Below are 25860 nucleotides of genomic sequence, written 5' to 3' on the forward strand. Positions count from 1 at the left end.
AATAGGGGGATACGTCACGAAAGGGGAACTCTATGGCGGCCATGAAGCCCAGGACCGGAGACGGACCGATGGAGGCTGTTAAGGAGGGTCGACTCATCGTCGTGCGCGTTCCGCTCGAAGGAGGCGGACGACTCGTCGTCTCGGTCAACGATGCAGAGGCGAAAGAGCTGCACGATGCTCTCGCATCGGTGGTGACCCCCGCCTGACGGGGATCCACCGGCACCGTCGAGAACGCCCGTCGCACTCCGTGCGGCGGGCGTTCCCTCGTTCAGGAGCCGGTTGCGACGGGGCGGGTCTTCACGCCCTGCGCTTGTTCGCCTGCAGCAGTCCGTCTCCGATGGGGGAGAGGATGCTCACCACCGCCGGCGACGCGCTGATCTCGGCGACGAGGGTCCGGAACGCCGAGGCGATCTCGTCGCGCTGAGCGGGGTTCGACACTCGGCCGCGCCAGAGCGCGTGGGGGATCAGGACGGTTCCGCCCGGACGGACCAGCCGCAGCGCGTGCTCGACGTTCTCGATCACCTGCAGGGGATCGCCGTCGACGAAGACGATGTCGTAGGAGTTCTCGTTCATCCGCGGCAGCACCTCGAGGGCCCGCCCCGGGATGAGGCGGAGGCGGTTCGGCGAGATGCCGGCCTCGTGGAACTGGGCGCGGGCGTGCTGCTGGTGCACCGCCTCCGAGTCGATCGAGGTCAGCATCGCCTCCGGAGCACCGTCGAGGAGCCACAGACCGCTCACTCCGGTGCCGGTGCCGATCTCGATGATCTGCGAGGCGCGGGCGGCGGCCGCGATGAGCGAGGACTGCGCGCCGATGGACGGCGCGACCGCGTCGATGCCCAGCTCGACCGAGAGGCGGCGAGCGGAGGCGATGGCCTCGGGCTCGACGACCGCGTCCTCGGCGTACTTCCAGTTGGCATCCTTGTCGGACACGGTCGGGCTCCTCTGGTCGATGCGGCGGACGGATCGCGTCCGCGCGAGGCAAGGCTACGGTGGCGCGCGGGGTCGGTGCCGCAGGCGCGGCGGGTTACTCTTGTCTCGTGTTCGGTTTGACGTTCGACAAGCTCCTCATCATCGGAGTGATCGCCGTCTTCGTGCTGGGCCCCGACCGCCTCCCGCACTACGCCGCACAGCTGGGTCAGCTCGTGCGCAAGGTGCGCGGATTCGCCACTCAGGCGCGCGAACGGGTCAAGGACGAGATGGGCGAGGAGTTCAACGAGGTCGATTGGCGGAAGCTCGATCCGCGCCAGTACGACCCGCGTCGGATCATCCGCGACGCGCTCCTCGAGGACGATCCCGTTCCCACCGTCAAGCCGCCGACCGCCGTCGCCGCGCCCGTCACGACGGGCGGCCGGTCCACGTCGACGGCGGACAGCTATTACACGACGATGAAGCGCTCGGCCGGCGAGGGCCGCCTCTCGGCCGTCGCCCCGCCTCCGATCGACTCCGAAGCCACCTGACACCGTCGGCCCGGCTCTGCGGCTCGGCCACCGACGGATCGTCGGCGCCACGCAATAGACGCAGGGTCGGTCAGTTCACGCTCATCGGGAGCCGTCGACCGGTCAGACCTCGCGGTCGCGCCACGAGGGTGCGGGCGAGCGCGGTGATCGCCCGTGCCGCCGGGTCGTCCGGTGATCCGACGACGACGGGGACGCCCTCGTCACCACCGGAGCGCAGAGCAACGCTGATGGGCAGCGAGGCGAGGACCTGCACTTGGTCCCCGGACGCGCTGAGGCGCCGTGCGACCTCGTCACCGCCCCCGGTCCCGAAGAGGTCGAGCACGGTCCCGTCGGGCTGGGGGAGACCCGCCATGTTCTCGACCACGCCGATGATCCGCTGGCCCGACTGACGCGCCAGTGCGCCGCTCCGCTCGGCGACATCCGCTGCCGCGGGCTGCGGAGTCGTCACGATCAGGACTTCGGCGTGCGGCAGCAGCTGTCCGATCGAGATGGCCACGTCTCCCGTGCCGGGGGGCAGATCGAGCAGCAGGACGTCGAGATCGCCGAAGTAGACGTCCGTGAGGAACTGCGAGATCGTGCGGTGCAGCATCGGCCCGCGCCACGACACGGCCGCCCCGCGGGTGTCGCCCTCGAGGAACATGCCGATCGAGATGACCTTCACGCCGTGCGCGACGGGCGGGAGCATCAGCTCGCCCACCCGCGTGGGCCCGGCGACGCGCCCCTCGTGCATGAGCCCGAGGAGACCCGGGATCGAGAAGCCGTGCACATCGGCGTCGACCAGGCCGACCGAGAGCCCCTGTTGCGCGAGGGCGACCGCGAGGTTGGCGGTGACCGTCGACTTGCCGACCCCGCCCTTGCCGCTCGTCACCGCGTAGACGCGGGTGAGCGAGTCCGGACCGAACGGCATGGTGCGCTTCGCACCGCGCAGCCGCTCCGTCAGCGCGGTGCGCTGGGCGGGAGTCATGACGCCGACCGAGACGCGGGCGGCGGTGACACCGGGCGTGCCGGCTACGGCCTCGGTCACGTCGCGCTCGATCGCGGAGGCAGCGGGGCAACCGACGATGGTGAGGCGGATCGCGACGTCGACCGTCCCGTCCGCGGCGGCGACCACCGACTCGACCATGTCGAGTTCCGTGATGGGCTTACGGATCTCGGGATCGACGACCCGGGCGAGAGAAGCGAGGACCGCCGACTCGAGGGGCGTCGGCTCAGGCATCGCCGCGCTCGGTCCCGAGCGGCTCCGCCCCGTTCTCCTCGAAGCGGAACGTGTCCGCGCGGGTCCGGTCGGCACGGGCCGCGTCGCTCCGCGCCGCTCCGTCGAGCGGCGCAGCGAGTTCCTCGGCGGCGCCGTCCCGCTCCGCCCGGTCCTTCTCGAGCTCCTCGACCAGGCTCCGCAGCTCGGAGCGGATGAAGTCCTTGCTGGCCATGTCGCGGATCGCCAGACGTAGGGCGACGACCTCGCGGGCGAGGTACTCGGTGTCGGCCAGGTTGCGCTCGGCGCGCTGGCGGTCCTGCTCGATCTGCACGCGGTCGCGGTCGTCCTGGCGGTTCTGCGCCAGGAGCAGGAGGGGCGCCGCGTACGAGGCCTGCAGCGACAGGATGAGCGTCAGCACGGTGAAGCCGAGCGCCTGCGAGTCGAAGCGCGCGTCCTCCGGGCCGTAGGTGTTGAAGACGAGCCAGAAGACGCAGAAGATCGTCATGCCGAACAGGAACCAGGGCGTTCCCATGCCGCGGGCGAACGACTCGGTCAGCCGCCCGAATCGATCGCTGCTCTGGCGGTTGCGCAACGGCAGCACGCGGGTGCGCAGTCCCTTCGGGGCGTCGAGCCGCCGATCCTGCTTCGCATCCTTAGCCACGCGCACCCCTCCGTCCTCGTCGTCGTCCGCCGCTCGCCGCCTTCGCGGGCGGCGGCACCAGCGGGATGCCCCGCGTGGTCGTGCTCACCGGTGTGCGTGGTTCGTCGTCTCCGTCGTGGCTGCGCCAGTCGTCCGGGAGGAGGTAGTCGAGCACGTCGTCGATGGTGACGACACCGACGAGGCGGTGCGTCTCGTCGACCACCGGCACCGAGACGAGGTTGTAGCTCGCGAGGATGCGGGCGACCTCGGCGGCCGAGGTGTCGGGCGTGATCGGGTCGAAGCTCTGGTCCAGCAGGGTGCCGAGCCGCTCGTGCGGCGGGTAGCGGAGCATCCGCTGGAAGTGGACCATGCCGAGGAACCGGCCGGTCGGGGGTTCGTACGGCGGCAGCGTGACGCACACGGCCGCACCGAGCGCCGGGGCCAGCTCGTGCCGACGGATCAGGGCTAGCCCCTCTGCGACGGTGGCCTCGGCCGACACGATGATCGGCTCGGTCGTCATCAGACCACCGGCCGACTCCGGCGCGTAGGTCAGCAGCATGCGGACGTCGTCCGCCTCCTCGGGCTCCATCAGGCCCAGCAGCGCCTCGCCGCGCTCGTCGGAGAGCTGTGCGATGAGGTCGGCCGCGTCGTCGGGCTGCATCTGATCGAGCACGTCGGCGGCACGGTCGTCGTCGAGCTGGCCGAGGATCTCGACCTGCTCGCTCTCGGGCATCTCCTCGAGGACGTCCGCGAGGCGGTCGTCCGAGAGCTCGCCCGCGACCTCCAGCATCCGCTGAGTGGGCAGGTCGAGGAGGGTGCTGGCCAGGTCGGCCGGCTTCAGCTCGGCGAGGCTCGCGACGTACTGCTCGGCCGACTGCGCCTCTCCGGAGCCCGTCTCGCGGACCTCGCGCCAGCCAGCGAACGTGGTGGCCCCCTTCGCGAAGGGGGAGGGGGAGGTCTTCGGCCGGCGGACGAACAGCTGGGCGAGCTGCCACTCGCCGGGGCCGACCTCCTCGATGGCGACGTCCTCGACCACGGCGTCGCCCGAGCCGTCGACGAAGGTCATCCGTCGACCCAGGAGCTCGGCGATCACGCGGACCTCGCCGCCGCGCTGCTCGAAGCGCCGCACGTTGATGAGCCCGGTGGTGATGATCTGGCCGCTGCCGATGCTCGTCACCCGGCCGATCGAGACGAACACGCGGCGGCGTCCGGGGATCTCGACGACGAGCCCGACGACGCGGGGCGGATCGTTCTGGCGGTAGACCAGGAGCACGTCGCGGACCTTGCCGACGCGATCGCCGGCGGGGTCGAAGACGGTGCATCCGACCAAACGCGCGACGAAGACTCTGGCGGAACTCACGGCTACAAACCTAGTGCCGCCCGCCCGGACGGGAGCCGAGCGTTCCCTGCTGCCCCTCGGCCCGCTCCCCGACCGCATCCAGAATCCTCCAAGACCGTCATGCGATTCTGAGCGAGTGACTCAGCAGACGCCGTTCAACGGCCGCAAGGCGGTCTTCCCGACCATCCCGCGCGGCGAGATCCTCGCGACCTTCGACACCTACCAGGAGGCGCAGGCCGCCGTCGACGTCCTCGCTCGCGCCGACTTCCCGGTCAAGCAGCTCGCCATCATCGGGAACGAGCTGAAGAGCGTGGAGCGCGTCACCGGCAAGCTCACCTGGGGCAGGGTCGCTCTGGCGGGTGCCGCCTCGGGTGCGTGGTTCGGAATCTTCCTCGGGCTGCTGCTCATCATCTTCTCGCCGACCACGCAGATCTCGTTCCTGTTCGCGGCCGTGCTCCTCGGTGCCGGCTTCGGCATGCTCTTCGGACTGGCGTCGTACGCGGTGAACCGCCGTCGACGGGACTTCACCTCGACGATGCAGGTCATCGCCACGAGCTACTCCGTCCTGGCCGACCCCGAGGTCGTGAACCGCGGGCGGAACCTTCTCGATGGGCAGTCCGCGACCGAGGAGGCTCCGCAGACGAGCTGGGCCCCGCCGCCCGCCGACGTCGGCGACCCGGTGCCGGTCCGCCCCGAGGACGACCAGCGCTGATCAACCCCGAACGCCCCCGGCTCCGGCCGGGGGCGTTCGTCGTGCAACCGCCGGGGATGAAGCGCGACACCGAGGTCTGCAGCATGCTGCCGGTCGAGCGGCCCCGCGCAGTTGCGGTCTGGAGTGTGCTGCTGGTCGAGTAGCCCCGCAGGGGCGTATCGAGACCCTCCCCTCCCGCTCTCGAGACCTCGTCGGGGCGGATCCCCCGCCTACCCTGCCGCCGACCCCACCGGCGGCAGCACGATCTCGACCACGAGCCCGTGCGGCTCCCGATTCGCGATCCCGACCGTCCCGCCGGCTGACAGCACCGTCGTGTGCACCAGTGCGAGTCCGAGCCCGCTCCCGCCCGACGCCAGAGTCCGCGAGTCGTCCGGGCGCGAGAAGCGGTCGAAGGCGACCGGGATGAATTCGTCGGGCATGCCCGGTCCGTCGTCCGCGACCGAGAGCAGCAGCCGTCCGTCCTTCTGGGCGACCGTGGCGACCACCGTCCCTCCGCGCTCCAGCGCCTGGATCGCGTTGCGGACCAGGTTGTCGATCACCCTCCCGAAATCCTGCGCCGCGACTCCGTAGAGGCGAGCGGGTTCGCGCTCGTCGATCTCGTAGTCGATCTCGACGCCGGACTCCGCCGCGAGGAGCCGGGTGCGGTCGACGGCCGAGACCAGCTCGTCGACGAGCTCGGCGAACGGCGACGTGGGGCGCGCCGACCGGCTCTCGATCCGCGAGATGTCCAGCAGCGCGGAGGCGAGGCGCACCAGCCGGTCCACGCTCTTGCGCGCGTCCAGGATCACCCGGTCGACCGCGGCGGAGTCCTCCACACGGTGGTGCGCGATCTCGAGCTGCGCCGACAGCGCGGCCAGGGGAGTGCGGAGCTCGTGGCTCGCATCCGACACCATCTGCTTCTCCCGCGCGAGCGAGGCGCTCTGCTTCTGCAGGAACGCGTTGAGCGTCTCGGCGAGCTCGTCGATCTCGTCGCGGGTGCCCACGACCGGCAGCTGGTCGCCCTGCCCGGGGTCGGCGGCGATCTGATCGGCCCGGGCCCGCATACGGCGGACCGGAGCGAGCGCGGTGCCCGTCAGGATCCACGACGCCAGCCCGAACGTGACCACGAGGAAGATCGCGGCGTAGACCAGCACGTGCGCGAAGTCGTCGAGGACCAGCTGCGAGGCGGCCTGATCCCGTGCGGTCACGACCGACCACGTCGCTCCGTCGTCGTCGATCGCGGCGACGCGTGCCAGATAGCTCGTGCTCCCGGTGGTGAGCTGCTCGTAGCGAGCGGTGGTGTCTGCTCCGGTCTCCCGCAGGTCCTCGAGCACCGCATCGGTGAGGGCGGTCGGCATGGTCGTGGCGCCGACAGAGCCGTCGGGGGCCAGAGCGAGGTAGAGCTGCCCGGTCGACGTCGCCGGGGCGCGGGGCACGTTGCCGGCCGAGATGTCGCGTCGGATCTCGTCCTCGATGGAGGTGAGGATCGTCCGCTCGCTGCGCTCCACGATCCCGGAGACGACCTGGTAGAAGAGGAGCGCCGCGAGCGCGAACAGGACCGACGCGACCGCGACGCTCCCGATGGTGATCCGCGCGCGGATGGAGAGGGCGGTGGGCCGTCGGCTCTCGGGCTGCGCCGGGGCTGCCACGGCTAGTCGACCGGGCGGAGGAAGTAGCCCTTGCCGCGCACCGTCACGATGGTCACTCCGGTGTCGTCGGTCGGGAGCTTCTTACGCAGGTAGCTGACGTACTGGTCGACGATGTTGTTGTCGACGATCTCGCCGCCGCCCCAGATCTCCGCGAGGATGCGCTGCCGCGTGACGACGGATCCGACGGGTGTGATGAGGAGCTTCAGGAGCTCGAGCTCCTTGGGGCTGACGTGGATGCGGCTGGCGTCGGCAGTGCGGCGGATGCTGGAGCCGTCGACCGTGATGCGTCCGACCTCGATCGAGGTGGACATGAGCGAGGGGCTGCGTCGCAGCAGGGCACGGAGTCGGGCGTTCAGCTCGGTGAAGGCGAACGGCTTGGTGAGGTAGTCGTCCGCTCCGGCGTCGAGGCCGAAGACGCGGTCCTCGATCGCGTCCCGCGCGGTGAGCAGCATGATCGGGGTCGATCGGCCGAGCTCTCGGATGCGGCGGCAGATCTCGAATCCCGACATCGCGGGCAGCATCACGTCGACGATCGCCGCCGAGAACTCGGCGTTGCTGAACGCGACCAGCGCGTCCACGCCGTTGGTGGTGAGCACAGCCTCGTAGCCGGCATCGCCGAGGCCTCCCACGAGAGCTTCGCCCATGGCCGGATCGTCTTCCACGACAAGGATCTTCACGGGCCTCACCCTACGACGCGGCTCTCAGGAACGAGTGTTCCTGAGAGCCGTTCGAGGGATCTTCGGGGCGGCTCCGCGACGAGGGCGGCGGTTCAGTCGTAGTAGACGAACGTGCTTGCGCACTCCTGCGAGCAGAAGGGCGAGTGACGGCGGGCACGATTGCTGCCGCACGCCTCGCACTTCTTGTGGTTGAGGTGGAGGAGACGGGCGCCCGTCAGGCGGGGCGGGAGTTCGATGAGCATGATCGGTCCAGGGATTCACGCACCGGGGTTCCATCGGGGGACGAGTGAGGTTTCGGGTCTGCACTCGGGGTGGCGCGTGCGCCGATCATACGGCCTTCCGCGCCAAATTGTCCCCGTAGGGGTGTCATTTGGCCAGAAAGATGTGCCGGTTCAGCGGAGAGCGGCGTGCCAGCGGGGGCGGACAGGTCGAGAAGCGACAGGCCGCGACAAGGGGGCCTCCTGATCGCGCCGTGACCGAACACGCCGCACGACCCTCTTCTACTGTGACATCGCCTCATCCCTCGACCGACTGGGAAGCCCTTCGTGCTCAACAGACTGCTCGCTCGCCTCCGTCGCCGCCGCCCGTGCGAAGCGTGCGGCCTCCGCCCGGCGACGTCGACCGGCTTCTGCTCCGACGACTGCGCCAGGACCTTCCACTACTACGACCTCTGACCAGCGGTCGACGCGATCCTCGTCTCCGTATGGATCCTGGTGCTGACGAACGTGTGGTCGACGCTCGTGGAACCGGATGCTTGAGGATGCTGCCTCCCGAGGTGCCCGCGAACCTCGGATTCTGCAGCACTGTGTTCGCGTCATCGATTCAACAGGTGCTGATGATGTTCCCTTTTCCGCTGTCCGATACTTCCGCGCCGTCTCTGCCTCGCCTGCGGGGTCACATCGTCGCAGCACGGTGGTTCGCGCGACGCCGCGTGCGGCAGGGACCGACCGGCTTCTTCCTGACCTCCTCTGTCGAACGCAGTGCCCAGGATGCGGCTGCCGCCCTCTCGGCCGGCGGCGATCCGACCCAGTGCTGGAGCGCAACCGCTCCCGCACTGGTCGCGAGCGAATCCCTCTGAACCAGCACTCCGAGGGGTCCCTCGTGTCGACCGAGCGTGGAAATTCAGGTGTCGACGCAGGCCTCGACAAGCGCGTCGGTCGGTCAGCTCCGACTTGAACGCGACATAGTGAGAGCGATCGGAGTGACGTGCAGGACCTATGGACAGGAGACGTCGCTCGAGAGGTCGAGTCGGCGCCGAAGGGCTCAGGAGGCCCCCAAGTCTCGGGCTGCCGTCGTTCTATGAAGTGAGAGCCGTTGCTCTTCCGCGCCCGGACCCGTTCGCGGTCGCCCTGTCGCGGCTGCTCATCGTGCCCGTGATCGTGCCGATGGATGTGGGCAAAGGGTAGGTCGCCGGCGTCGTTCTCCAGCTCGGTCTCCTGCTGGTCGGCCTCCGGCGCCCTCTGGACGCTGGATTCGAGGACATCGTGTCTTCACCTGTGTACACCAGCGCTGACCGCTTCTCGAGTTCGAGGACGACGCCTCCCGAGCGACCAGCGAGCCCCCGAAGGCTTGCGCCCCGATGGTCGCGGTGTCGGCTCCCTGAGGTATCGACGATGTTCTCGTTTCTGCGCACGCTTCTCTTTGCCCGACGCTGCACCGCTTGCGGGGTGAAACCAGCACGCCGTGACGGCTTCTGCGATGACGCGTGCGCGAGAACGAATCACCTGTACTCCTGAGCGCCCGTTTCGCTCATCCGAGAGGCCGTGTCCGAGAGGCGCATCAGTCGGTCAGCTCCGATATGAACGCGACAAGCTGAGAACGCACGGGAAAAAGATAGGGCACGTGTACAAGAGGCGGCTCTCGAGAACTGCCTCGTTGTACCTTCGGATGGCTGATCGAAAGCGCCGTCCGCGCTTCTCCGAAGAAACTGGACTCGGGCCGTTGGTCGAGGTCCGTCCTGGCCAGATGCTGCTGCCTCTAGCCTCCGATGAGGTACTTCCGAATCGGCGTCCTGACGAGTGCGAGGCCGAGAGCCCAAGGGACGATGAGGGCAACCAAGTAGTGCCACCAACGTGCGTCGGCCTGCGTGGCGCCGAGCAGGTAGAGCACGAATGGGTGCGTAAGAATGACGCACATCGCAACTGATGTCAGCATCCGAGCAGGACGTTGCACTGCGGCGGCGGCCCGTGGCGCCTTGTCGAACAAGAAGCTGGCGAGAATGATCACGGCCCAACAGAGAGCGAGAGAGACGCATGCCGAGACCAGGAGCGCGCCGTAGAAACCGTACTTCACATCGATCGGAGGTATCACAGGTGACGCGAGGATGGCGAGCAGGACGACACTCATCGCGATGAGTGCGAGACGTGAAGTGACATTCGAGGCGAAATTCTTGAAGAACCGACCGAAGATCACGAAGGCGAGGCACACGGTCGCGGTACCGATTGACAATGGCAACTTCGAGAGAAGAGGCCCGACGGCCCAACCGGCGGCGAGGAGAAGGATCGCGATGCCGAGCTGAGCGATCATCGCAAGGCGGTCGATGAGTCGGTAGAGCACAGCGACAAAGAACAATGCCGAGATAAACCAGAACGTCGTGAAGGGACGCGCGGCGTGCACTGAACCCGCAAACGGCTTCAGAAGACGGCTGAGGTCGACGCTGTCAGAGACGAGGGACGTGACGAGGAACGTTATCCAGATGATCGCGAACCACGATACGTACGGCAGTCCGAGAGAGGACCAACGTCGTTCGGCTTCTTCTCGCACAGTGCGACCGCCAGGCTTCCACAGCCAGCCTGTGAGGAAGAAGAAGAACGGCACTGTCCACGAGAAAAGGATCGACTGCTCGTCGAGCGGAACCACAAACGTGTGCCGAAAGACGATGAAGACGAGCGCAAGCACGCGGACGACGTCGATTGCTGGTGAGCGTGCGGAAGGGGGCGTCACCTTCAGAGCCTATGCGAGTGCGACGGGAGTGCAGTCGTCGCGTTGAGCCGAGGTCGATCCATCGAGCTGCCTGACAGGGAGCTGACACCACCGCGTTGCCTTGATTGGGACTTTGATTCGTGGCGGGCGATACGACGCAAGAGGCGCGGACACGCGGTACTCCTGCGGCCGACCAGGCCCTTAGCACGCACGCGCTGAACCGCAGATGGGAGCTTCACGCGCTTCCCGTGCGGCCGCGGAAGCGGAGACCGAAGAAACGGAGACCGAGGAAGCTCACGTGGTGCCCCCAGTAGGATTCGAACCTACGCCCCTGCCTCCGGAGGGCAGTGCTCTATCCCCTGAGCTATGGGGGCCAGGAGTGCCTGACCACATTAGCACCCGGCTGGAGGGCCACCCGACGCCGGAACGTGCCGTGGGGCGTGCCACGATGGAGCCATGCTGCGCACCGTCTCCGCCTCGCTGGACCTGCGTCTCTCCGGGCCGACCGACCTGATCTTCCTCGTGGCCGCGGCGGAGACGGGCGACTCGTTCGAGGACTCCTTCTCGGTCCGGCTCGACGGCGAGGTGCTGCCCGTCAGGCAGTTCCCCGCCCGGCACGGTTCCCGCGTCCACCGCGTGGAGGCGAACCGGGGCGAGATGCGCGTCGAGTACCGGGCAGAAGTCCACGGCCGGGGCGCTCCCGACGAGCCGAGCGAGCTCGAGCTGGTGGAGTACCTACGACCGAGCCGGTACGCCGAGGCGGACGTTCTCGGCGGCATCGCCCGTCGCGAGTTCGGACGCGCGCGGGGTTTCGACGCGCTCACGGCCGTCGAGGCGTGGGTCCACGGCCACCTCTCCTACGAGTACGGCTCGACCGTCGCGACCGGGGGAGCGGCGCAGGTCATCGACAGCGGTCGGGGAGTGTGCCGAGACTTCGCGCACACGTGCGCCGGGCTGCTGCGAGCGCTCGACATCCCGGCGCGGGTCAGTGCCGTCTACGCTCCCGGCCTCGAGCCGAAGGACTTCCACGCGGTGACGGAGGCGTGGGTCGGCGGCGCGTGGCACGTGATCGACGCGACGCGGCTCGCTCCGCGTGGGTCGATGCTCCGCATCTCGTCGGGACGCGACACCGCGGACACAGCGTTCCTCAGCAGCTACCTCACCGATCTGTCGCTCACCAGGATGAGCGTCGACGCGGAGTGCGATACGGCCGTCGAGGACGACCACGTGTCGCCCGTCCGCCTCGGCTGACGTCAGGCTCCGACCGCGGCGACGGCGGCGCGCACGAGCGGCTCGGGATCGCCGGGCTCGACGAACGACGCGCTCGACGCCTCGATCCAGTGCTCGTCGAGCAGCACGTCGGCCACTCCTCGCCCGGAGGCGACCTCGTAGTAGCCCTCGACGGCCGGCGGCTTGCCGTAGGTCGGCACGGCGTTGCTCGTGCGGAAGAACTCGTTCTTGAGCGCCTCGACCAGGGATGCGTCGAGGTGCGCCACGGCGATCTGCAGCTCGGCGCCCGTGTCGTCCGAGAAGCCGCAGACCAGCCCGTCGTAGCCCGCGATCTCGGTCGAGACGTCCGTCCGCTCGACGGAGTCGTCGGGAGTGAACGCCGCCCACAGTCCGGTCAGCGCCGAGGCGGGGACGAGCTCCTCGCAGGTCAGCGGCACCGGGGTGCCGGTGATCGCGCCGGCGACGGTCGGAGCGGGAGCCGGAGCCGCGGTGCATCCGGTCAGCGCGCTGAGGGCGACGACGAGGAGGAGGGCGGCGGGGCGTCGCATGCGGTGCACCCTAGCAAGCGCTCCCCGTTCAGGGTCGAGGGAGCCCCGGCGGAGCCGCACCCGGCCGGTAGAATCGTCCCCTGTGACTCCCGAACAGCTCGCCGCCTCCCTGCACGCCCTCGTCCACGACGCCGTGCAGCGACGGGGGAGCGACGCCGAGCCGGCTCTCGCCGACGTCGTGCTCGAACGGCCCAAGAACCGCGACCACGGCGACTGGGCCTCCAACATCGCGATGAAGCTGGCCAAGAAGGTCGGAGCGAACCCGCGTGAGCTCGCGGCCGAGCTGGCCGAGGGCCTCGGGGCCGTGGACGGTGTCGCCAGCGTCGAGGTCGCGGGTCCCGGCTTCCTCAACGTCCGTCTCGAAGCGGCCGCGGCCGGCGCCCTCGCCGGGGTGATCGTCGAGGCGGGGGAGTCCTACGGCTCCGGCTCCCTCTACACGGGCGTGAGGATGAACCTCGAGTTCGTCTCGGCCAACCCCACCGGCCCCATCCACATCGGCGGCACGCGCTGGGCGGCCGTCGGCGACAGCCTCGCCCGCGTGCTGCTGGCGCAGGGGGCCGAGGTCACCCGCGAGTACTACTTCAACGACCACGGCGCGCAGATCGACCGCTTCACGCGCAGCCTCCTCGCCGCTCACCGAGGCGAGCCGACGCCGGAGGACGGCTACGGAGGCGCCTACATCGCCGACATCGCCGACCGTGTCGTCGCCGCGTATCCGGGCGACCTCTCGGTCCTGCCCGAGGAGGAGCTGAACGAGACGTTCCGCTCGATCGGCGTCGAGCTCATGTTCGGCGAGATCAAGCAGAGCCTGCACGAGTTCGGAGTCGACTTCGACGTCTACTTCCACGAGAACTCCCTGCACGAGTCGCGCGCTGTCGAGCGGGCGATCGAGCGGCTGCGCGGCCTCGGCCACATCTACGAGGCCGACGGAGCGACGTGGCTGCGCACCACGGACTTCGGCGACGACCGCGACCGGGTCATCATCAAGAGCGACGGCGAGGCCGCTTACATCGCGGGCGACCTCGCCTACTACCTCGACAAGCGCGAGCGCGGCTTCGACCGGGCGATCATCATGCTGGGCGCCGACCACCACGGCTACATCGGCCGCATGATGGCGATGTGCGCCGCCTTCGGCGACACGCCGGGTGTCAACCTCGAGATCCTGATCGGGCAGCTGGTGAATCTGCTGCGCGACGGCCAGGCCGTCCGGATGTCCAAGCGCGCCGGCACCGTCGTGACGATGGAGGACCTCGTCGAGGCCGTCGGCGTCGACGCCGCGCGCTACTCGCTCGTGCGCTCCTCCGCCGACTCGACGCTCGACATCGACCTCGATCTGCTGACGAAGCGGAGCAACGACAACCCCGTCTACTACGTGCAGTACGCCCACGCGCGCACCCGTCAGGTCGCGGCGAAGGCCGAGGCCTCGGGAGTGCCGCGCGAGCCGTTCGCCCCCGAGACTCTCGTCCATCCGACCGAGTCGGCCCTCCTGGGCGGTCTGCAGGAGTTCCCGCGGATCACGGCGCACGCCGCCGAGCTGCGCGAGCCGCACCGCATCGCCCGCTACCTCGAGGAGATCGCCGGGCTCTACCACCGCTGGTACGACAGCTGCCGTGTCGTACCGCAGGGCGAGGACCCGATCGAGGCGGTGCACTCCACGCGATTGCGCCTCAACGAGGCCACCGGTCAGGTCCTGCGCAACGGGCTCTCTCTCCTCGGCGTCGCCGCTCCGGACCGGATGTGAGCGCGTCGCCGGCGCCGGCGCCCCGCCGGTCGCGGTCCCGTCGCGGCGTGGTCGTGCTCGTCGTCGTACTCCTGCTCCTCGCCGTCGCGGCGGTCGTCGCCGACTCGCTCGTGCGCCGAGGGGTGGCCGACACCGCGGCGACCAGCGTCCGCGAGGCCCTCGACCTTCCGGCCGATCACCCCGTCGACGTCGACGTCGCGGGGTGGGCCGTGCTCCCGCAGCTGCTCTCGGGACGGTTCGACCGACTCGACATCCGGACTGAGGACGTCGCTCTCGACGAGCTGACCGGCGACGTCTCCCTGGTCCTGGAGGGCGTGCCCGCGAGCGGCTCCGGCGCCCTCGACTCGGGCACCGCGACGACGGCGCTCGACGCCGATTCCGTGACCGACCTCATCTCGGAGCGCAGCACCGTCCCGATCGACTCGGTGGTGCTCGATCCGCCGCTCGTGCGCGTCAGCACCTCGGTCGAGGTGCTGGGCCTCTCGCTCTCAGCCGGAGTCGGACTCGAGCTCGGCGCCGTGGACGGGCAGATCGAGCTCACTCCGTCCGAGGTGACCGTTGCAGGAGCCACCTTCCCGGCGGACGACGCGGAGCAGCGCTTCGGCGGGCTGACGGACGGACTGCTCGGTCCCGGCACCCTGTGCATCGCGGACTCGGTCGCGCGCGGGCTCACCCTCACGGGCGTCGAGGTCGCCGAGGAGTCGCTGAACGCCTCGTTCTCACTCGCTCCGACGTTCCTCAGCGACCCCGCGCAGCAGGAGCCCGGCGTCTGCCCCTGATCGCGCGACCCCCGCGCGCTCGGGCGGGTGCACCGTCCCGGTAGGATCGGAGGCCTGCGCCCGCGCCACCCGCGGGCCCTGCACCGACAGCATTCACCGACAGCACTCATCGAACTTGCTGGCTTCAGGGGTCAATCCGGACTCGCTCGCCACGCAGTGACGCTCCCACTCTCTCCTGTGAGGTCTCACCCGTGGACAACGACGACGCGCACGCCCGCGCCCCGCGTCATCCGCTCGCGCCCGACTGGCTCGAGCAGCCGGAGGACGCCAACGCGCTCGACCCCGCCGTGTGGTCCGACAACGCCGTCCGCGGCTCCGACGGCTCCCTCGCCGTCGCGGGCGTCCCCGCGGCCCGCCTGGTCGAGGAGTTCGGCACCCCGGTCTATGTGATCGACGAGGCCGACGCCCGCCGCCGGGCCGTGCAGACGCGCGAGGCCTTCGAGCGCGAGCTCGGCCGCATCGGCACCGACGTCACCGTGTACTACGCGGGCAAGGCGTTCCTCTCGACCGAGGTGGCCCGCTGGATGCGCGAGGAGGGCCTCAACATCGACGCGTGCAGCGTCGGCGAGTTCGCCGTCACCCAGGCCGCGGGCGTCGATCCGGCCCGCGTGGGCCTGCACGGCAACAACAAGTCGGTCGCCGAGATCGACCGCGTCGTCGCGGCGGGCATCGGCGCGATCGTGCTCGACAGCCTCATCGAGATCGAGCGCGTCGCCTCCGCCGCCGAGCGCCACGGCCGCGTGCAGAACGTGCGCCTCCGGGTCAACAGCGGAGTGCACGCGCACACCCACGAGTTCCTCGCGACCGCGCACGAGGACCAGAAGTTCGGCCTCCCGCTCTCGGACTGCCCGGCCGCGGTCGCGCGCATCCGCTCGCACGCGAGCCTGCGCTTCCTCGGCCTGCACTGCCACATCGGCTCGCAGATCTTCGGCTCCGCCGGGTTCGCGGAGTCGGCCTCGCGCCTCCTCGAGGTGCACGCGGGTCTGCTCGCTGACGGCCCCGTCCCTGACCTCAATCTCGGCGGCGGATTCGGCATCGCCTACACGAGCGCCGACGACCCCACTCCGATCGACGAGATCGCCGCGGCCATTGCCGACGCGGTCTCGGCGGAGTGCGCGCGTCACGGCATCCCGGTGCCCCACATCGCGATCGAGCCCGGCCGCTCGCTCATCGGTCCCGCGGGCCTCACCCTCTACGAGGTCGGCACGATCAAGGACGTCGTCGTGGGCGGCGCGGGCTCGACGAGCGTCCGCCGCTACGTCAGCGTCGACGGCGGGATGAGCGACAACGCCCGTCCGGCGCTGTACGGCGCCGACTACTCCGCCCGCCTCGCCGGCCGCGAGTCGGACGCCGAGCCCGCGCTCGTGCGCGTGGCGGGGAAGCACTGCGAGTCGGGCGACATCGTCGTGCACGACGAGTTCCTGCCCGCCGACGTGCACCCCGGCGACCTGCTCGCCGTCGCCGCGACCGGCGCCTACTGCTGGTCGCTCTCGAGCAACTACAACTACCTCGGCCGCCCACCCGTCGTCGCCGTGCGCGACGGGGAGGCCCGCGTCATCGTGCGCGGCGAGACCGAGGAGGACCTCCTCCGCCGCGATGCCGGCATCGAACGAAAGGCCACCAGCCGATGATCGAGTACCGCAGCCTCCGGGTCGCCCTCCTGGGCGCCGGGTCCGTCGGTGCCCAGGTGGCGCGACTCCTGCTCGACCACGGGGACGAGCTCGCCCAGCGGGTCGGAGCGCCCCTCGAGCTCGCCGGGGTCGCCGTGCGCGACCTCGATGCGCCGCGCACCGCCGACATCCCCCGCGAGTACCTGACGACCGACGCCGAGGCGCTGATCCTCGGGGCCGACATCGTGGTCGAGCTGATGGGCGGCATCGAGCCGGCGCGCAGCTACATCCTGAAGGCGATCTCGTCGGGAGCCGACGTCATCACCGCGAACAAGGCCCTCCTCGCAGCGCACGGCACCGAGCTCTTCGAGGCCGCCGACCAGGTCGGCGCGCAGCTCAACTACGAGGCGGCGGTCGGCGGAGCGATCCCGATCATCCGGCCGCTGCGCGACAGCCTCGCGGGCGACCGGGTCCACCGGATCCTCGGCATCGTCAACGGCACGACCAACTTCATTCTCGACCGTATGGACACCGAGCACGCGACGCTCGAGGAGTCGCTGGCCCGTGCGACCGAGCTCGGCTACGCCGAGGCCGATCCGACCGCCGACATCGAGGGCTACGACGCTGCCCAGAAGGCCGCGATCCTGGCGCGCCTCGCCTTCCACACCGACGTCCCGGTGACGATGGTGCACCGCGAGGGCATCACCGGCATCACGAAGCAGCAGGTCGACCAGGCGCGCGACTCCGGCTACGTCGTCAAGCTGCTCGCGATCTGCGAGCGGCTCGTCGACGCGAAGACGGGGGAGGAGGGTGTGTCGGCCCGCGTCTACCCGGCCCTCGTCCACCGTGCGCACCCCCTCGCGGCAGTGCACGGCGCCAACAATGCGGTCTTCGTCGAGGCCGAAGCCGCCGGCAGTCTGATGTTCTACGGAGCGGGCGCCGGCGGCATCGAGACCGCCTCGGCCGTGCTCGGCGACGTCGTCTCGGCCGCCCGGCGGCATGTCGTGGGAGGTCCCGGTCTGGTCACGAGCGCCAACTCGGGACTGCCCGTCCTCCCCATCGGCCACGTCACCACGCGGTACCAGGTCACCCTCGAGGTCCTGGACCGCCCGGGTGTGCTCGCTCAGATCGCCGGGGTGTTCGCCGACCACGAGGTCTCGGTCGAGACCCTCGTGCAGACCCCGCCGAACGCCGACCCGCTCGAGGAGCAGGTGTCCGGTCCGGAGCGCCGCGAGCCGACCGCTACCCTGGTCATCGGCACGCACGCGGCGGCAGAGTCCGATCTGGCGGCCACCGTCACCGCGCTGCACTCCCACGGGTTCGTCGGCGCCGTGACGTCAGTCCTACGAGTTGAAGGAGCCTGAGATGGCGAAGCAGTGGCGCGGAGTCCTGCACGAGTACGCGGACCGCCTCGATGTGACCGAGGCGACCCCCGTCATCACGCTCGGCGAGGGCGGCACGCCGCTCATCCCGGCCGCGGCCCTCTCGGCCCGCACCGGTGCGAAGGTCTGGGTCAAGTACGAGGGGATGAACCCCACCGGCTCCTTCAAGGACCGCGGCATGACCATGGCGATCTCGAAGGCCGTCGAGCACGGCGCCAAGGCCGTCATCTGCGCCTCGACCGGCAACACCTCCGCTTCCGCCGCCGCTTACGCGACGCACGCCGGCATCACCGCCGGGGTGCTCGTGCCCGAGGGCAAGATCGCGCTGGGCAAGCTCAGCCAGGCGATCGCGCACAACGCGCAGCTGCTGCAGGTCCAGGGCAACTTCGACGACTGCCTCGACATCGCCCGCGACCTCGCGAAGAACTACCCGGTGCACCTGGTCAACTCGGTGAACCCCGACCGCATCGCCGGTCAGAAGACGGCTGCGTTCGAGGTCGTCGAGGTCCTGGGCGACGCGCCGGACTTCCACATCGTCCCCGTCGGCAACGCCGGCAACTACACGGCCTACTTCCGCGGCTACTCCGAGGAGCTGGAGCGCGGCGAGTCGACGAAGCTGCCGCGCATGTTCGGCTTCCAGGCCGAGGGCTCCGCGCCGATCGTGCACGGCGCGCCGGTGCGCCACCCCGAGACCATCGCCAGCGCAATCCGCATCGGCAACCCCGCGTCGTGGGAGCTCGCGCTCAACGCGCGCACCGTCAGCGACGGCTACTTCGGCGCGATCAGCGACGCGAAGATCCTCGAGGCGTACCGACTGCTCGCCGGCGAGGTCGGCGTGTTCGTCGAGCCCGCCTCCGCCATCAGCGTCGCGGGCCTGCTCGAGCGTGCCGAGGCCGGGCAGATCCCCAAGGACGCCACTGTCGTGCTGACGGTCACCGGCCACGGACTGAAGGACCCCCAGTGGGCCCTCCGCACCGCCGACGGCTCCGACATCACTCCGACCGTCGTGCCGGTGGACACCGCCGCGATCGCGGACGTGCTGGGGCTGGCCGGCGCATGACCTCGGCGGTTCCCGTCGGCCGCACCGTCCACGTGAAGGTCCCGGCGACCTCCGCGAACCTCGGGCCCGGCTTCGACACGCTCGGGCTGGCGCTGTCGTCCTACGACGAGCTCGACGTGACGGCCGTGTCGGCGACCGGTGCGCGCGTGACCGTGCACGGTGTCGGCGAGGGGGAGGTGCCGACCGACGAGACGAACCTCGTCGTGCAGGCCATCGCCTACACCTTCCAGGACCAGCGCCAGGAGATGCCCGGCATCGACGTGACGGCGCGCAACATCATCCCGCACGGTCGCGGGATGGGCTCCTCCGGTGCGGCGATCGTGTCGGGGATCATGGCCGCGAAGGGCCTGCTCGACGGCATCGTCGAGCTCGACGCCGACGACCTGCTGCGCATCGCGACCGAGATGGAGGGGCACCCCGACAACGTGGCGCCCGCACTTTTCGGCGGCCTGACCATCGCCTGGGTCGAGCCGTCCGGTGCCGACGACGCGCCGCTGCGTCCGCGCTCCAAGCGCCTGATGGTGCACCGCGGAGTCTCGCCCGTCGTCTTCGTGCCCGAGCACCAGATGTCGACCCGCCTCGCCCGCTCGCTGCAGCCGCAGAGCGTGCCGCACGAGGACGCCGTCTTCAACGTGTCGCGCTCGTCACTTCTGATCGCGGCACTCATCCAGAGCCCGGAGCTGCTGTTCGCAGCGACCGAGGACAAGCTCCACCAGAACTACCGCGCGGCAGCGATGCCGCAGACGTCGGAGCTCATCGCGCTCCTGCGCTCGCACGGCTACGCCGCCGTCGTGTCCGGCGCAGGCCCCAGTGTCCTGGTGCTCTGCAGCGATCCCGCACAGCGTCTCGCGGCGGCCGAACTGGTCGAGAAGGAGGCGCACTCGCCGTGGCGCGCCCACATGCTGGCCGTCGACTTCAAGGGTGCTACAGTGGGGATCGCATCCTGAGGAACCGCGTAACGAGCGGAATCTGTCCGAAGGATCGTCCCGATAACCACGGCCATCGCATCGTGTGAAGGGCGTCCACTGCTTCTCTTGCAGTTCGGCGTCCGGTCGTCCGCGCTCCTCCTGCGCTTTCCGAGGGGGACTGCGCGTTCGACCGAGAGCATCACGTGGATCAGAACACGTGATGGAACCGCACGGTCGATGAGCTCTCCCGGTGAGCAGTCGTTCCCGGGGGGAAGGAACCCTCTCCAGTGACAGATGTCAACACCCACGGCTCGACCGTGGAACTCAACGCCGACCTGTCGGCACTCCGCGTCGCAGAGCTCCAGGCTCTCGCGACGAGCCTCGGTCTCGGTGGAGCGTCCAAGCTCCGCAAGGGCGAGCTCGTGCAGGCGATCACGGACCTCCGCGCCGCCGCGGCGTCCGAGGAGCCGATCGTCGACGCGACCAGCGTCGAGGCCGAGCCCGCCGATGTGGCCGAGCAGGCCGCTCCGGTGCTCGAGGCCCCGGCCGAGGTGCCGGTGCCCGTCGAGAGCACCGAGGCCGACACGGCCGACGTGCTCGAGCAGGCGGCGCCGACCGTCGACGAGGCGCCGTCGCCCGTCGCCGAGGCCGCGCCGGTCGAGATCGAGCTTCCCGCCGCGGAGCAGGTGGCCGAGCCCGCCGAGCGCGCCCCGCGCCGCCGCAGCTCGCGTCGCGCGTCCAGCGGCACCGTCGCCGCGGGCGAGCACCTCAACATCCCCGGAGGCACGGGCGTCGAGTCGCTCATCCCCGACCTGCCGGTGATCGAGAAGACCCCCGAGGCCGAGCAGGCCCCGAAGCCGGTCATCGAGATCGAGCTGCCCAACGGGCCCGATTCCGACGACTCCTCCCGCGAGAGCGGACAGCGCGAGCGTCGCGGCCGTCGCCGCAGCCGAGGCGGTGCCGCCGAGCAGAACGACCAGCCCGAGCAGACGGACGCCGTCGACTCCAGCTCGGACGACTCCGCCGAGGCGCAGAACGACTCCGAGCAGAACCAGGGCGACCAGCAGAACGGCGAGCAGCAGGGGACCGGCCGCGGCCGCAACCGCCGCAACCGGAACCGCAACCGCAGCGACGACCGTTCCGACCAGCAGGGCCAGAACGGTGGCCAGCAGCAGAACGGCCAGGGCAACCAGGGCAACCAGAACGGGCAGGGCAACCAGAACGGCCAGCCCGCCGCCGCGCAGCAGTCGGCCGGACCGGCCCAGGGCGCGCAGAACGGCCAGCAGGCCGAGGGCGAGGACGGACGCCGCAGCCGCTACCGCGACCGCAAGCGCCGCGGCACCACCGTCGGCGACGACTTCGAGCCCGAGATCAGCGAGGACGACGTCCTCATCCCGGTCGCCGGCATCCTCGACGTCCTCGACAACTACGCCTTCGTGCGCACCACCGGCTACCTGCCCGGCGTCAGCGACGTCTACGTGTCGCTCGGCCAGGTCAAGAAGTACAACCTGCGCAAGGGAGACGCGGTCGTCGGCGCCATCCGCCAGCCCCGCGAGGGCGAAGGTGGCGGCCGCCAGAAGTACAACGCGATCGTCAGGGTCGACTCCATCAACGGCCAGACCGTCGAGGAGGCCGCGGCGCGTGTCGAGTTCCAGAAGCTCACGCCGTTGTACCCGACCGAGCGCCTGCGCCTCGAGACCGAGCCGGGCAAGCTGACCCAGCGCATCATCGATCTCGTCGCTCCGATCGGCAAGGGACAGCGCGGCCTCATCGTCGCGCCGCCAAAGGCCGGCAAGACGATCGTCCTGCAGCAGATCGCCAACGCGATCGTGCAGAACAACCCCGAGGTGCACCTCATGGTCGTCCTGGTCGACGAGCGTCCGGAGGAGGTCACCGACATGCAGCGCACCGTGCGCGGCGAGGTCGTCGCCTCCACCTTCGACCGCCCGGCCGAGGACCACACCACCGTCGCCGAGCTCGCTATCGAGCGCGCCAAGCGTCTCGTCGAGCTGGGTCATGACGTCGTCGTGCTGCTCGACTCGATCACGCGTCTGGGCCGCGCCTACAACGTGACGGCGCCCGCTTCCGGCCGTGTCCTCTCGGGTGGCGTCGACGCGTCGGCGCTGTACCCGCCGAAGAAGTTCTTCGGTGCGGCGCGCAACATCGAGAACGGCGGCTCGCTCACCATCCTCGCCACGGCGCTCATCGAGACCGGATCGAAGATGGACGAGGTGATCTTCGAGGAGTTCAAGGGCACCGGCAACATGGAGCTCCGCCTCTCGCGCCACCTCGCCGACAAGCGGATCTTCCCGGCGGTCGACGTCAACGCGTCCGGCACTCGCCGCGAGGAGATGCTCCTCAGCCAGGACGAGGTCAAGATCACCTGGAAGCTGCGTCGCGCCCTCGCCGGCCTCGACCAGCAGCAGGCGCTCGAGATCATCCTGTCCCGCCTGAAGGAGACGTCCTCGAACGTCGAGTTCCTGATGCAGGTCTCGAAGTCCGCCGTGGGCCCGACCACCGCCGGCCACGGCAACGGCCACCACTAGCGCCCTCACGTCCGCGGTCGTCCCCTCCCAGGGGCGGCCGCGGACGTTTTCGCGTCCCCGGGGACGTCTCGGTGCCCGTCGAAACGGACCTGTCGCCCCGTCTCCGCTGGTCGAGTAGCCGCCGAAGGCGGCGTATCGAGACCCCCAGTTCTCCGCCGCCGACCGCATCCCCCGAACCCGCTGGTCGAGTAGCCGCTGAAGGCGGCGTATCGAGACCCACCCCTCTCACACCCACTCCGGAAGCCAGGCCCCCTCTCATGTTCGAATCCGTCAGCGTCCTCCTCGCCGAGCACGAGGATCTGCAGACGCAGCTCTCCGATCCGGCTCTGCACGCCGACGCGGCCCGAGCGAAGAAGGTCAACCGCCGCTACGCGGAACTGAGCCAGATCAAGGCGGCGCACGCCGCGTGGATCCAGGCGGGGGAGGACCTCGACGCCGCTCACGAGCTCGCCCGCGAGGACGATGCCTTCGCGGAGGAGGTCCCGGAGCTCGAGGAGTCGCTCCGCGTCGCCCAGGAGAAGCTGCGCCGTCTCCTGATCCCGCGCGATCCCGATGACGGCCGCGACGTGATCATGGAGATCAAGGGCGGCGAGGGCGGAGCCGAGAGCGCGCTGTTCGCGGCCGACCTGCTGCGCATGTACCTGCACTACGCCGAGGCGAAGGGCTGGAAGACCGAGATCCTCGACCGCGACGAGTCCGACCTCGGCGGCTACAAGAACGTCCAGGTCGCGATCAAGAGCAACGCCACCGACCCCTCGCAGGGCGTGTGGGCGCACCTGAAGTACGAGGGTGGCGTGCACCGCGTGCAGCGCGTGCCCGTGACGGAGTCGCAGGGACGCATCCACACGTCGACCACCGGTGTTCTGGTGTTCCCCGAGGTCGACGCCCCCGAAGAGGTCGCGATCAACCAGAACGACCTGAAGATCGACGTGTACCGCTCGTCGGGCCCCGGCGGCCAGTCGGTCAACACGACCGACTCCGCGGTGCGCATCACCCACCTCCCGACCGGCATCGTCGTCTCGATGCAGAACGAGAAGAGCCAGCTGCAGAACCGCGAGGCCGGCATGCGCGTCCTGCGCGCCCGCATCCTCGCGCGTCAGCAGGAGGAGATCGCCGCGGCCGCGTCCGACGCCCGGAAGACCCAGATCCGCACCATGGACCGCTCCGAGCGCATCCGCACGTACAACTTCCCCGAGAACCGCATCGCCGACCACCGCACCGGCTACAAGGCGTACAACCTCGACGGCGTCATGAACGGAGCACTCGACCCCGTCGTCGAGAGCGCCATCCAGGCCGACGAGGAAGCGCGCCTCGCCGAGATCGGGTCCGAGGAGGCGTGAGCGCGGTGACCACTTCCGTGGACGCCCACGCCCTCCTGGCCGACGCGGTCGCGCGCTTGACCCGAGCGCACGTCCCCAACGCCGACATCGACGCCGAGCTCCTGCTCGGTCACCTCCTCGGGCTCGGCCGCGGCGAGCTGCAGGCGCGCCTGATCACCGGCCTCTCTCTCGAGGAGCGGATGGTCGACGCGTTCGACCGCTTCGTCGAGCGCCGCTCCGCCCGCGAGCCGCTCCAGCACATCACCGGAGTCGCCCCGTTCCGCAGCATCGAGCTCGCAGTCGGCCCCGGCGTCTTCGTGCCGCGACCCGAGACGGAGGGCGTCGCGCAGCTCGCCATCGACGCCCTGCGCTCCGTCGCTGACCCGTCACCCCTTGCTGTCGACCTTGGCACCGGGAGCGGTGCCATCGCGCTCGCCCTGGCATACGAGGTCCCTCACGCCCGCGTCATCGGTGTCGAGAACTCCGTGGAGGCCTTCATCTGGGCGCGGGGGAACCGCGATCGCCTGCGGCTCGAGAACGCCCGCATCGTCTTCGCCGACCTGGCGGACGCCCTGCCCGACCTGGACGGCACGGTGTCGGTCGTCGTCTCCAACCCGCCGTACATCCCCTCGGCCGCGATTCCCCGCGACCCGGAGGTCCGCCTCTTCGATCCGCCGGCCGCCCTGTACGGCGGAGAGGACGGACTCGATGTCGCGCGCCAGTTGTCACACACTTCGCGCCGTCTGCTGCGGCCCGGGGGAGTGCTCGTGATCGAGCATGGGGAGCTGCAGGGAGCGGAGATCCGCGGTCTGCTGACGGCGGACGGTTGGCGCGGGGCGACAACGCAGCGGGACCTGACGGGTCGAGACCGATCGACGGTGGCCGTGCGCTGAGTTCGCGTGGGGATGAAGTGCGCGCGCCGTCAGGTGCATGTCCACGTGTCGAGCAAGTAAGTCGTTGGTAGATCGACGACCAGAATGGAGATGGACGGCGCGAGGGGGCGCACGTGGACGCCGATTCGATCGGAGTGCTTGTCACCGACCGGCTCAGGACTGGCGGTCAAGGGCGGAGTCGTCGTTCACCATTCTGCGAGGCAGCTCGCATTGAGTCGCGTCGGTCCTCCTCAGGTCAGGCTCGGCGTATCTGTCCTGGCTTCCGCTTCCGTCAAACTCCCATAGCCGCGATGAGGATCGCCCCGGCCATCACATGAGAGGTCTTCATCGACCCGTCCACGCCCGATCACCTTTTAGTGAACGGCAGATGCGGTCTCGCCGCTCACCGCCCGTGGATTCATCTCAATCAGAGGCTCATGACATTTGGCACCGGCCTTGCCTGCGAGAGGGCCGCTGTTCGAGCTCGTGCTTCGCCGGTCCTAGGCCGGCGGGCAGATTGTGGTGTTCAACGATAAGACTCAGCGGCTCGGAATCCGCTTGTACGTCGCGACGACGGGATTCGCCGTGTCCGCAGCTCATACGGGTACCGTCGGCCTCCCGGTACGTGCGGACGATTCTGGCCTCTTGTCGACTCTCCTTCTTCGTTGATCAAGCTGGACTTGGCGAGTTACCCAAGGGCCAGCGTGCTTCTTCAGTCGAGATCCCCGTCGGCGGGAACAGCCCGAGGCCGCGCCGTCGACACGGAACGAGCCGCCGCGACGGCGAACGCGCCGAGCGCTGCACCAGCACCGTTCGCCAGCACGTCCTCGATCGTCGCGAATCGTTCGGGGAGGATGAGCCACTGCGCTGTCTCTGCGAGGGAGCTCGCTGAAAGACCCGCTACCACCGCGGTCCACTCCTTCCCTCGCCTGACGAGCATCGCGACGACGAGTCCGAACGGGATGAAGAGCAGAAGGTTGCTGATCGATTCGATATTCGCGTAGCCGACGCTGTCGATGCCCACCGAATTGAGTCGCCAGATCCACCTGGCGATCTCGTCATGAAGTCCCGCGTCGACGGGTTCGGGCCAGAGCATGATGCCGATGAGGAGGATCGAGTAGGCGATAGCGGCGGCGATCCGGGCGCGCCTCGTGGCGATCCGAGTCACAGCGCTCATCTCGCTTCCTTCCGTTCTGCCCGGCGGTCGAACTGGAGAGAACGCCCGCCGATCGTCTACTCACCCGTCAACTGAAGCGGACTTACGTTCAATTACCCCCATCCGGGGTGCGGAATGG

General features: G+C 69.7%; 24 protein-coding genes and 1 tRNA gene. 14 read left to right on the forward strand and 11 right to left on the reverse strand.

Features of this window, described 5'->3' with window-relative positions; translation table 11 throughout:
- The first annotated feature begins 32 nt into the window (after positions 1-32).
- Positions 33-206: a DUF3117 domain-containing protein gene (locus C1I63_RS11775; RefSeq protein WP_077221916.1), complete on the forward strand. Its 174-nt coding sequence runs from the start codon at positions 33-35 to the stop codon at positions 204-206.
- Between the two features lie 91 nt (positions 207-297).
- Here C1I63_RS11775 and C1I63_RS11780 read toward each other — a convergent pair whose 3' ends face one another.
- Positions 298-930, reverse strand: coding sequence for an O-methyltransferase (locus tag C1I63_RS11780; RefSeq protein WP_107574903.1), 633 nt, complete (start codon positions 928-930; stop codon positions 298-300).
- Between the two features lie 107 nt (positions 931-1037).
- Here C1I63_RS11780 and C1I63_RS11785 point away from each other — a divergent pair, with 107 nt between their 5' ends.
- Positions 1038-1457, forward strand: a complete 420-nt coding sequence (locus tag C1I63_RS11785) for a twin-arginine translocase TatA/TatE family subunit (protein WP_082481053.1) — start codon at positions 1038-1040, stop codon at positions 1455-1457.
- 70 nt (positions 1458-1527) lie between these two features.
- Here C1I63_RS11785 and C1I63_RS11790 read toward each other — a convergent pair whose 3' ends face one another.
- Genes C1I63_RS11790 through C1I63_RS11800 form a run of 3 tightly spaced genes read right to left on the reverse strand, consistent with a single transcriptional unit; the run spans position 1528 to position 4652 of the window.
- Positions 1528-2673 carry an Mrp/NBP35 family ATP-binding protein gene (locus C1I63_RS11790; protein WP_107574904.1) on the reverse strand — a complete coding sequence of 382 codons (1146 nt, stop codon included), beginning with the start codon at positions 2671-2673 and terminating at the stop codon, positions 1528-1530.
- On the reverse strand, positions 2666-3313 hold the full coding sequence (locus C1I63_RS11795; RefSeq protein WP_082481114.1) for a DUF1003 domain-containing protein: 648 nt from the start codon (positions 3311-3313) through the stop codon (positions 2666-2668). Before C1I63_RS11795 ends, C1I63_RS11790 begins: the two co-directional genes overlap by 8 nt.
- Complete coding sequence (locus C1I63_RS11800) at positions 3306-4652, reverse strand: magnesium transporter MgtE N-terminal domain-containing protein (RefSeq protein WP_055788538.1); 1347 nt, start codon at positions 4650-4652, stop codon at positions 3306-3308. The genes C1I63_RS11795 and C1I63_RS11800 overlap by 8 nt, the downstream gene beginning before the upstream one ends.
- Before the next feature lie 115 nt (positions 4653-4767).
- Here C1I63_RS11800 and C1I63_RS11805 point away from each other — a divergent pair, with 115 nt between their 5' ends.
- Entirely contained in the window at positions 4768-5343 is a 576-nt protein-coding gene (locus tag C1I63_RS11805; protein ID WP_244907053.1) for a YflT domain-containing protein, read from the forward strand.
- A gap of 209 nt (positions 5344-5552) precedes the next feature.
- On the opposite strand, the gene C1I63_RS11810 is transcribed toward C1I63_RS11805, so the two are convergent.
- From C1I63_RS11810 to C1I63_RS19785, 3 genes are all read right to left on the reverse strand, one after another.
- Positions 5553-6971 (reverse strand): sensor histidine kinase, encoded by a 1419-nt coding sequence (locus tag C1I63_RS11810; protein ID WP_107574905.1) that lies wholly within the window; start codon positions 6969-6971, stop codon positions 5553-5555.
- A gap of 2 nt (positions 6972-6973) precedes the next feature.
- The gene (locus tag C1I63_RS11815; RefSeq protein ID WP_107574906.1) at positions 6974-7615 is read right to left on the reverse strand and encodes a response regulator transcription factor; all 642 of its coding nucleotides are present in this window, start codon (positions 7613-7615) and stop codon (positions 6974-6976) included.
- Between the two features lie 125 nt (positions 7616-7740).
- Positions 7741-7890, reverse strand: coding sequence for a hypothetical protein (locus C1I63_RS19785; protein WP_170116373.1), 150 nt, complete (start codon positions 7888-7890; stop codon positions 7741-7743).
- A gap of 518 nt (positions 7891-8408) precedes the next feature.
- Here C1I63_RS19785 and C1I63_RS19510 point away from each other — a divergent pair.
- The gene (locus tag C1I63_RS19510; RefSeq protein WP_146168455.1) at positions 8409-8726 is read left to right on the forward strand and encodes a hypothetical protein; all 318 of its coding nucleotides are present in this window, start codon (positions 8409-8411) and stop codon (positions 8724-8726) included.
- A gap of 899 nt (positions 8727-9625) precedes the next feature.
- On the opposite strand, the gene C1I63_RS11820 is transcribed toward C1I63_RS19510, so the two are convergent.
- Both C1I63_RS11820 and C1I63_RS11825 read right to left on the reverse strand, forming a co-directional pair.
- The gene (locus tag C1I63_RS11820; protein WP_146168456.1) at positions 9626-10591 is read right to left on the reverse strand and encodes an acyltransferase family protein; all 966 of its coding nucleotides are present in this window, start codon (positions 10589-10591) and stop codon (positions 9626-9628) included.
- A 278-nt stretch (positions 10592-10869) separates the two neighbouring features.
- A tRNA-Arg gene (locus tag C1I63_RS11825) sits at positions 10870-10944 on the reverse strand.
- Positions 10945-11026: 82 nt separating this feature from the next.
- Between C1I63_RS11825 and C1I63_RS11830 the strand changes: the two genes are divergently transcribed.
- The gene (locus C1I63_RS11830) at positions 11027-11821 is read left to right on the forward strand and encodes a transglutaminase-like domain-containing protein (RefSeq protein ID WP_107574908.1); all 795 of its coding nucleotides are present in this window, start codon (positions 11027-11029) and stop codon (positions 11819-11821) included.
- Positions 11822-11823: 2 nt separating this feature from the next.
- Here C1I63_RS11830 and C1I63_RS11835 read toward each other — a convergent pair whose 3' ends face one another.
- A complete protein-coding gene (locus C1I63_RS11835) occupies positions 11824-12348 on the reverse strand; it encodes a hypothetical protein (RefSeq protein ID WP_146168457.1) in 525 nt (174 codons plus the stop codon).
- 82 nt (positions 12349-12430) lie between these two features.
- Between C1I63_RS11835 and argS the strand changes: the two genes are divergently transcribed.
- The 9 genes from argS to prmC all read left to right on the forward strand — a co-directional run bounded on the left by argS (position 12431) and on the right by prmC (position 24586).
- Positions 12431-14089, forward strand: coding sequence for an arginine--tRNA ligase (gene argS, locus C1I63_RS11840; RefSeq protein WP_107574910.1), 1659 nt, complete (start codon positions 12431-12433; stop codon positions 14087-14089).
- Between the two features lie 47 nt (positions 14090-14136).
- Positions 14137-14868, forward strand: a complete 732-nt coding sequence (locus tag C1I63_RS11845) for an LmeA family phospholipid-binding protein (RefSeq protein ID WP_170116375.1) — start codon at positions 14137-14139, stop codon at positions 14866-14868.
- A 191-nt stretch (positions 14869-15059) separates the two neighbouring features.
- Complete coding sequence (lysA, locus tag C1I63_RS11850; protein WP_107574911.1) at positions 15060-16499, forward strand: diaminopimelate decarboxylase; 1440 nt, start codon at positions 15060-15062, stop codon at positions 16497-16499.
- Positions 16496-17842 carry a homoserine dehydrogenase gene (locus C1I63_RS11855; protein ID WP_107574912.1) on the forward strand — a complete coding sequence of 449 codons (1347 nt, stop codon included), beginning with the start codon at positions 16496-16498 and terminating at the stop codon, positions 17840-17842. The genes lysA and C1I63_RS11855 overlap by 4 nt, the downstream gene beginning before the upstream one ends.
- Before the next feature lies 1 nt (position 17843).
- Complete coding sequence (thrC, locus tag C1I63_RS11860) at positions 17844-18920, forward strand: threonine synthase (RefSeq protein WP_107574913.1); 1077 nt, start codon at positions 17844-17846, stop codon at positions 18918-18920.
- Complete coding sequence (thrB, locus tag C1I63_RS11865; RefSeq protein ID WP_055788568.1) at positions 18917-19867, forward strand: homoserine kinase; 951 nt, start codon at positions 18917-18919, stop codon at positions 19865-19867. The genes thrC and thrB overlap by 4 nt, the downstream gene beginning before the upstream one ends.
- A gap of 248 nt (positions 19868-20115) precedes the next feature.
- Positions 20116-22374, forward strand: a complete 2259-nt coding sequence (gene rho / locus C1I63_RS11870; protein ID WP_107574914.1) for a transcription termination factor Rho — start codon at positions 20116-20118, stop codon at positions 22372-22374.
- Between the two features lie 257 nt (positions 22375-22631).
- On the forward strand, positions 22632-23714 hold the full coding sequence (gene prfA / locus C1I63_RS11875) for a peptide chain release factor 1 (protein WP_107574915.1): 1083 nt from the start codon (positions 22632-22634) through the stop codon (positions 23712-23714).
- A 5-nt stretch (positions 23715-23719) separates the two neighbouring features.
- Positions 23720-24586: a peptide chain release factor N(5)-glutamine methyltransferase gene (gene prmC, locus C1I63_RS11880; protein ID WP_244907054.1), complete on the forward strand. Its 867-nt coding sequence runs from the start codon at positions 23720-23722 to the stop codon at positions 24584-24586.
- Between the two features lie 691 nt (positions 24587-25277).
- Here the strand turns inward: prmC and C1I63_RS11885 are convergent.
- Complete coding sequence (locus tag C1I63_RS11885) at positions 25278-25742, reverse strand: VanZ family protein (protein WP_107574917.1); 465 nt, start codon at positions 25740-25742, stop codon at positions 25278-25280.
- Positions 25743-25860 lie beyond the last annotated feature (118 nt).

Origin of the sequence: Rathayibacter caricis DSM 15933 (genome assembly GCF_003044275.1) — a bacterium.
GTDB lineage: Bacteria > Actinomycetota > Actinomycetes > Actinomycetales > Microbacteriaceae > Rathayibacter > Rathayibacter caricis.

What these genes read in the sequence shown, in the direction of transcription:
- C1I63_RS11885 (WP_107574917.1), bottom strand. Translation starts at nt 25,742, where the DNA reads ATGAGCGCTGTGACTCGGATCGCCACGAGGCGCGCCCGGATCGCCGCC.
- C1I63_RS11790 (WP_107574904.1), bottom strand. Translation starts at nt 2,673, where the DNA reads ATGCCTGAGCCGACGCCCCTCGAGTCGGCGGTCCTCGCTTCTCTCGCC.
- C1I63_RS11815 (WP_107574906.1), bottom strand. Translation starts at nt 7,615, where the DNA reads ATGGGCGAAGCTCTCGTGGGAGGCCTCGGCGATGCCGGCTACGAGGCT.
- thrB (WP_055788568.1), top strand. Translation starts at nt 18,917, where the DNA reads ATGACCTCGGCGGTTCCCGTCGGCCGCACCGTCCACGTGAAGGTCCCG.
- C1I63_RS11835 (WP_146168457.1), bottom strand. Translation starts at nt 12,348, where the DNA reads ATGCGACGCCCCGCCGCCCTCCTCCTCGTCGTCGCCCTCAGCGCGCTG.
- C1I63_RS11855 (WP_107574912.1), top strand. Translation starts at nt 16,496, where the DNA reads ATGATCGAGTACCGCAGCCTCCGGGTCGCCCTCCTGGGCGCCGGGTCC.
- C1I63_RS11775 (WP_077221916.1), top strand. Translation starts at nt 33, where the DNA reads ATGGCGGCCATGAAGCCCAGGACCGGAGACGGACCGATGGAGGCTGTT.
- C1I63_RS19785 (WP_170116373.1), bottom strand. Translation starts at nt 7,890, where the DNA reads ATGCTCATCGAACTCCCGCCCCGCCTGACGGGCGCCCGTCTCCTCCAC.
- prfA (WP_107574915.1), top strand. Translation starts at nt 22,632, where the DNA reads ATGTTCGAATCCGTCAGCGTCCTCCTCGCCGAGCACGAGGATCTGCAG.
- thrC (WP_107574913.1), top strand. Translation starts at nt 17,844, where the DNA reads ATGGCGAAGCAGTGGCGCGGAGTCCTGCACGAGTACGCGGACCGCCTC.
- C1I63_RS11830 (WP_107574908.1), top strand. Translation starts at nt 11,027, where the DNA reads ATGCTGCGCACCGTCTCCGCCTCGCTGGACCTGCGTCTCTCCGGGCCG.
- C1I63_RS19510 (WP_146168455.1), top strand. Translation starts at nt 8,409, where the DNA reads ATGCTGCCTCCCGAGGTGCCCGCGAACCTCGGATTCTGCAGCACTGTG.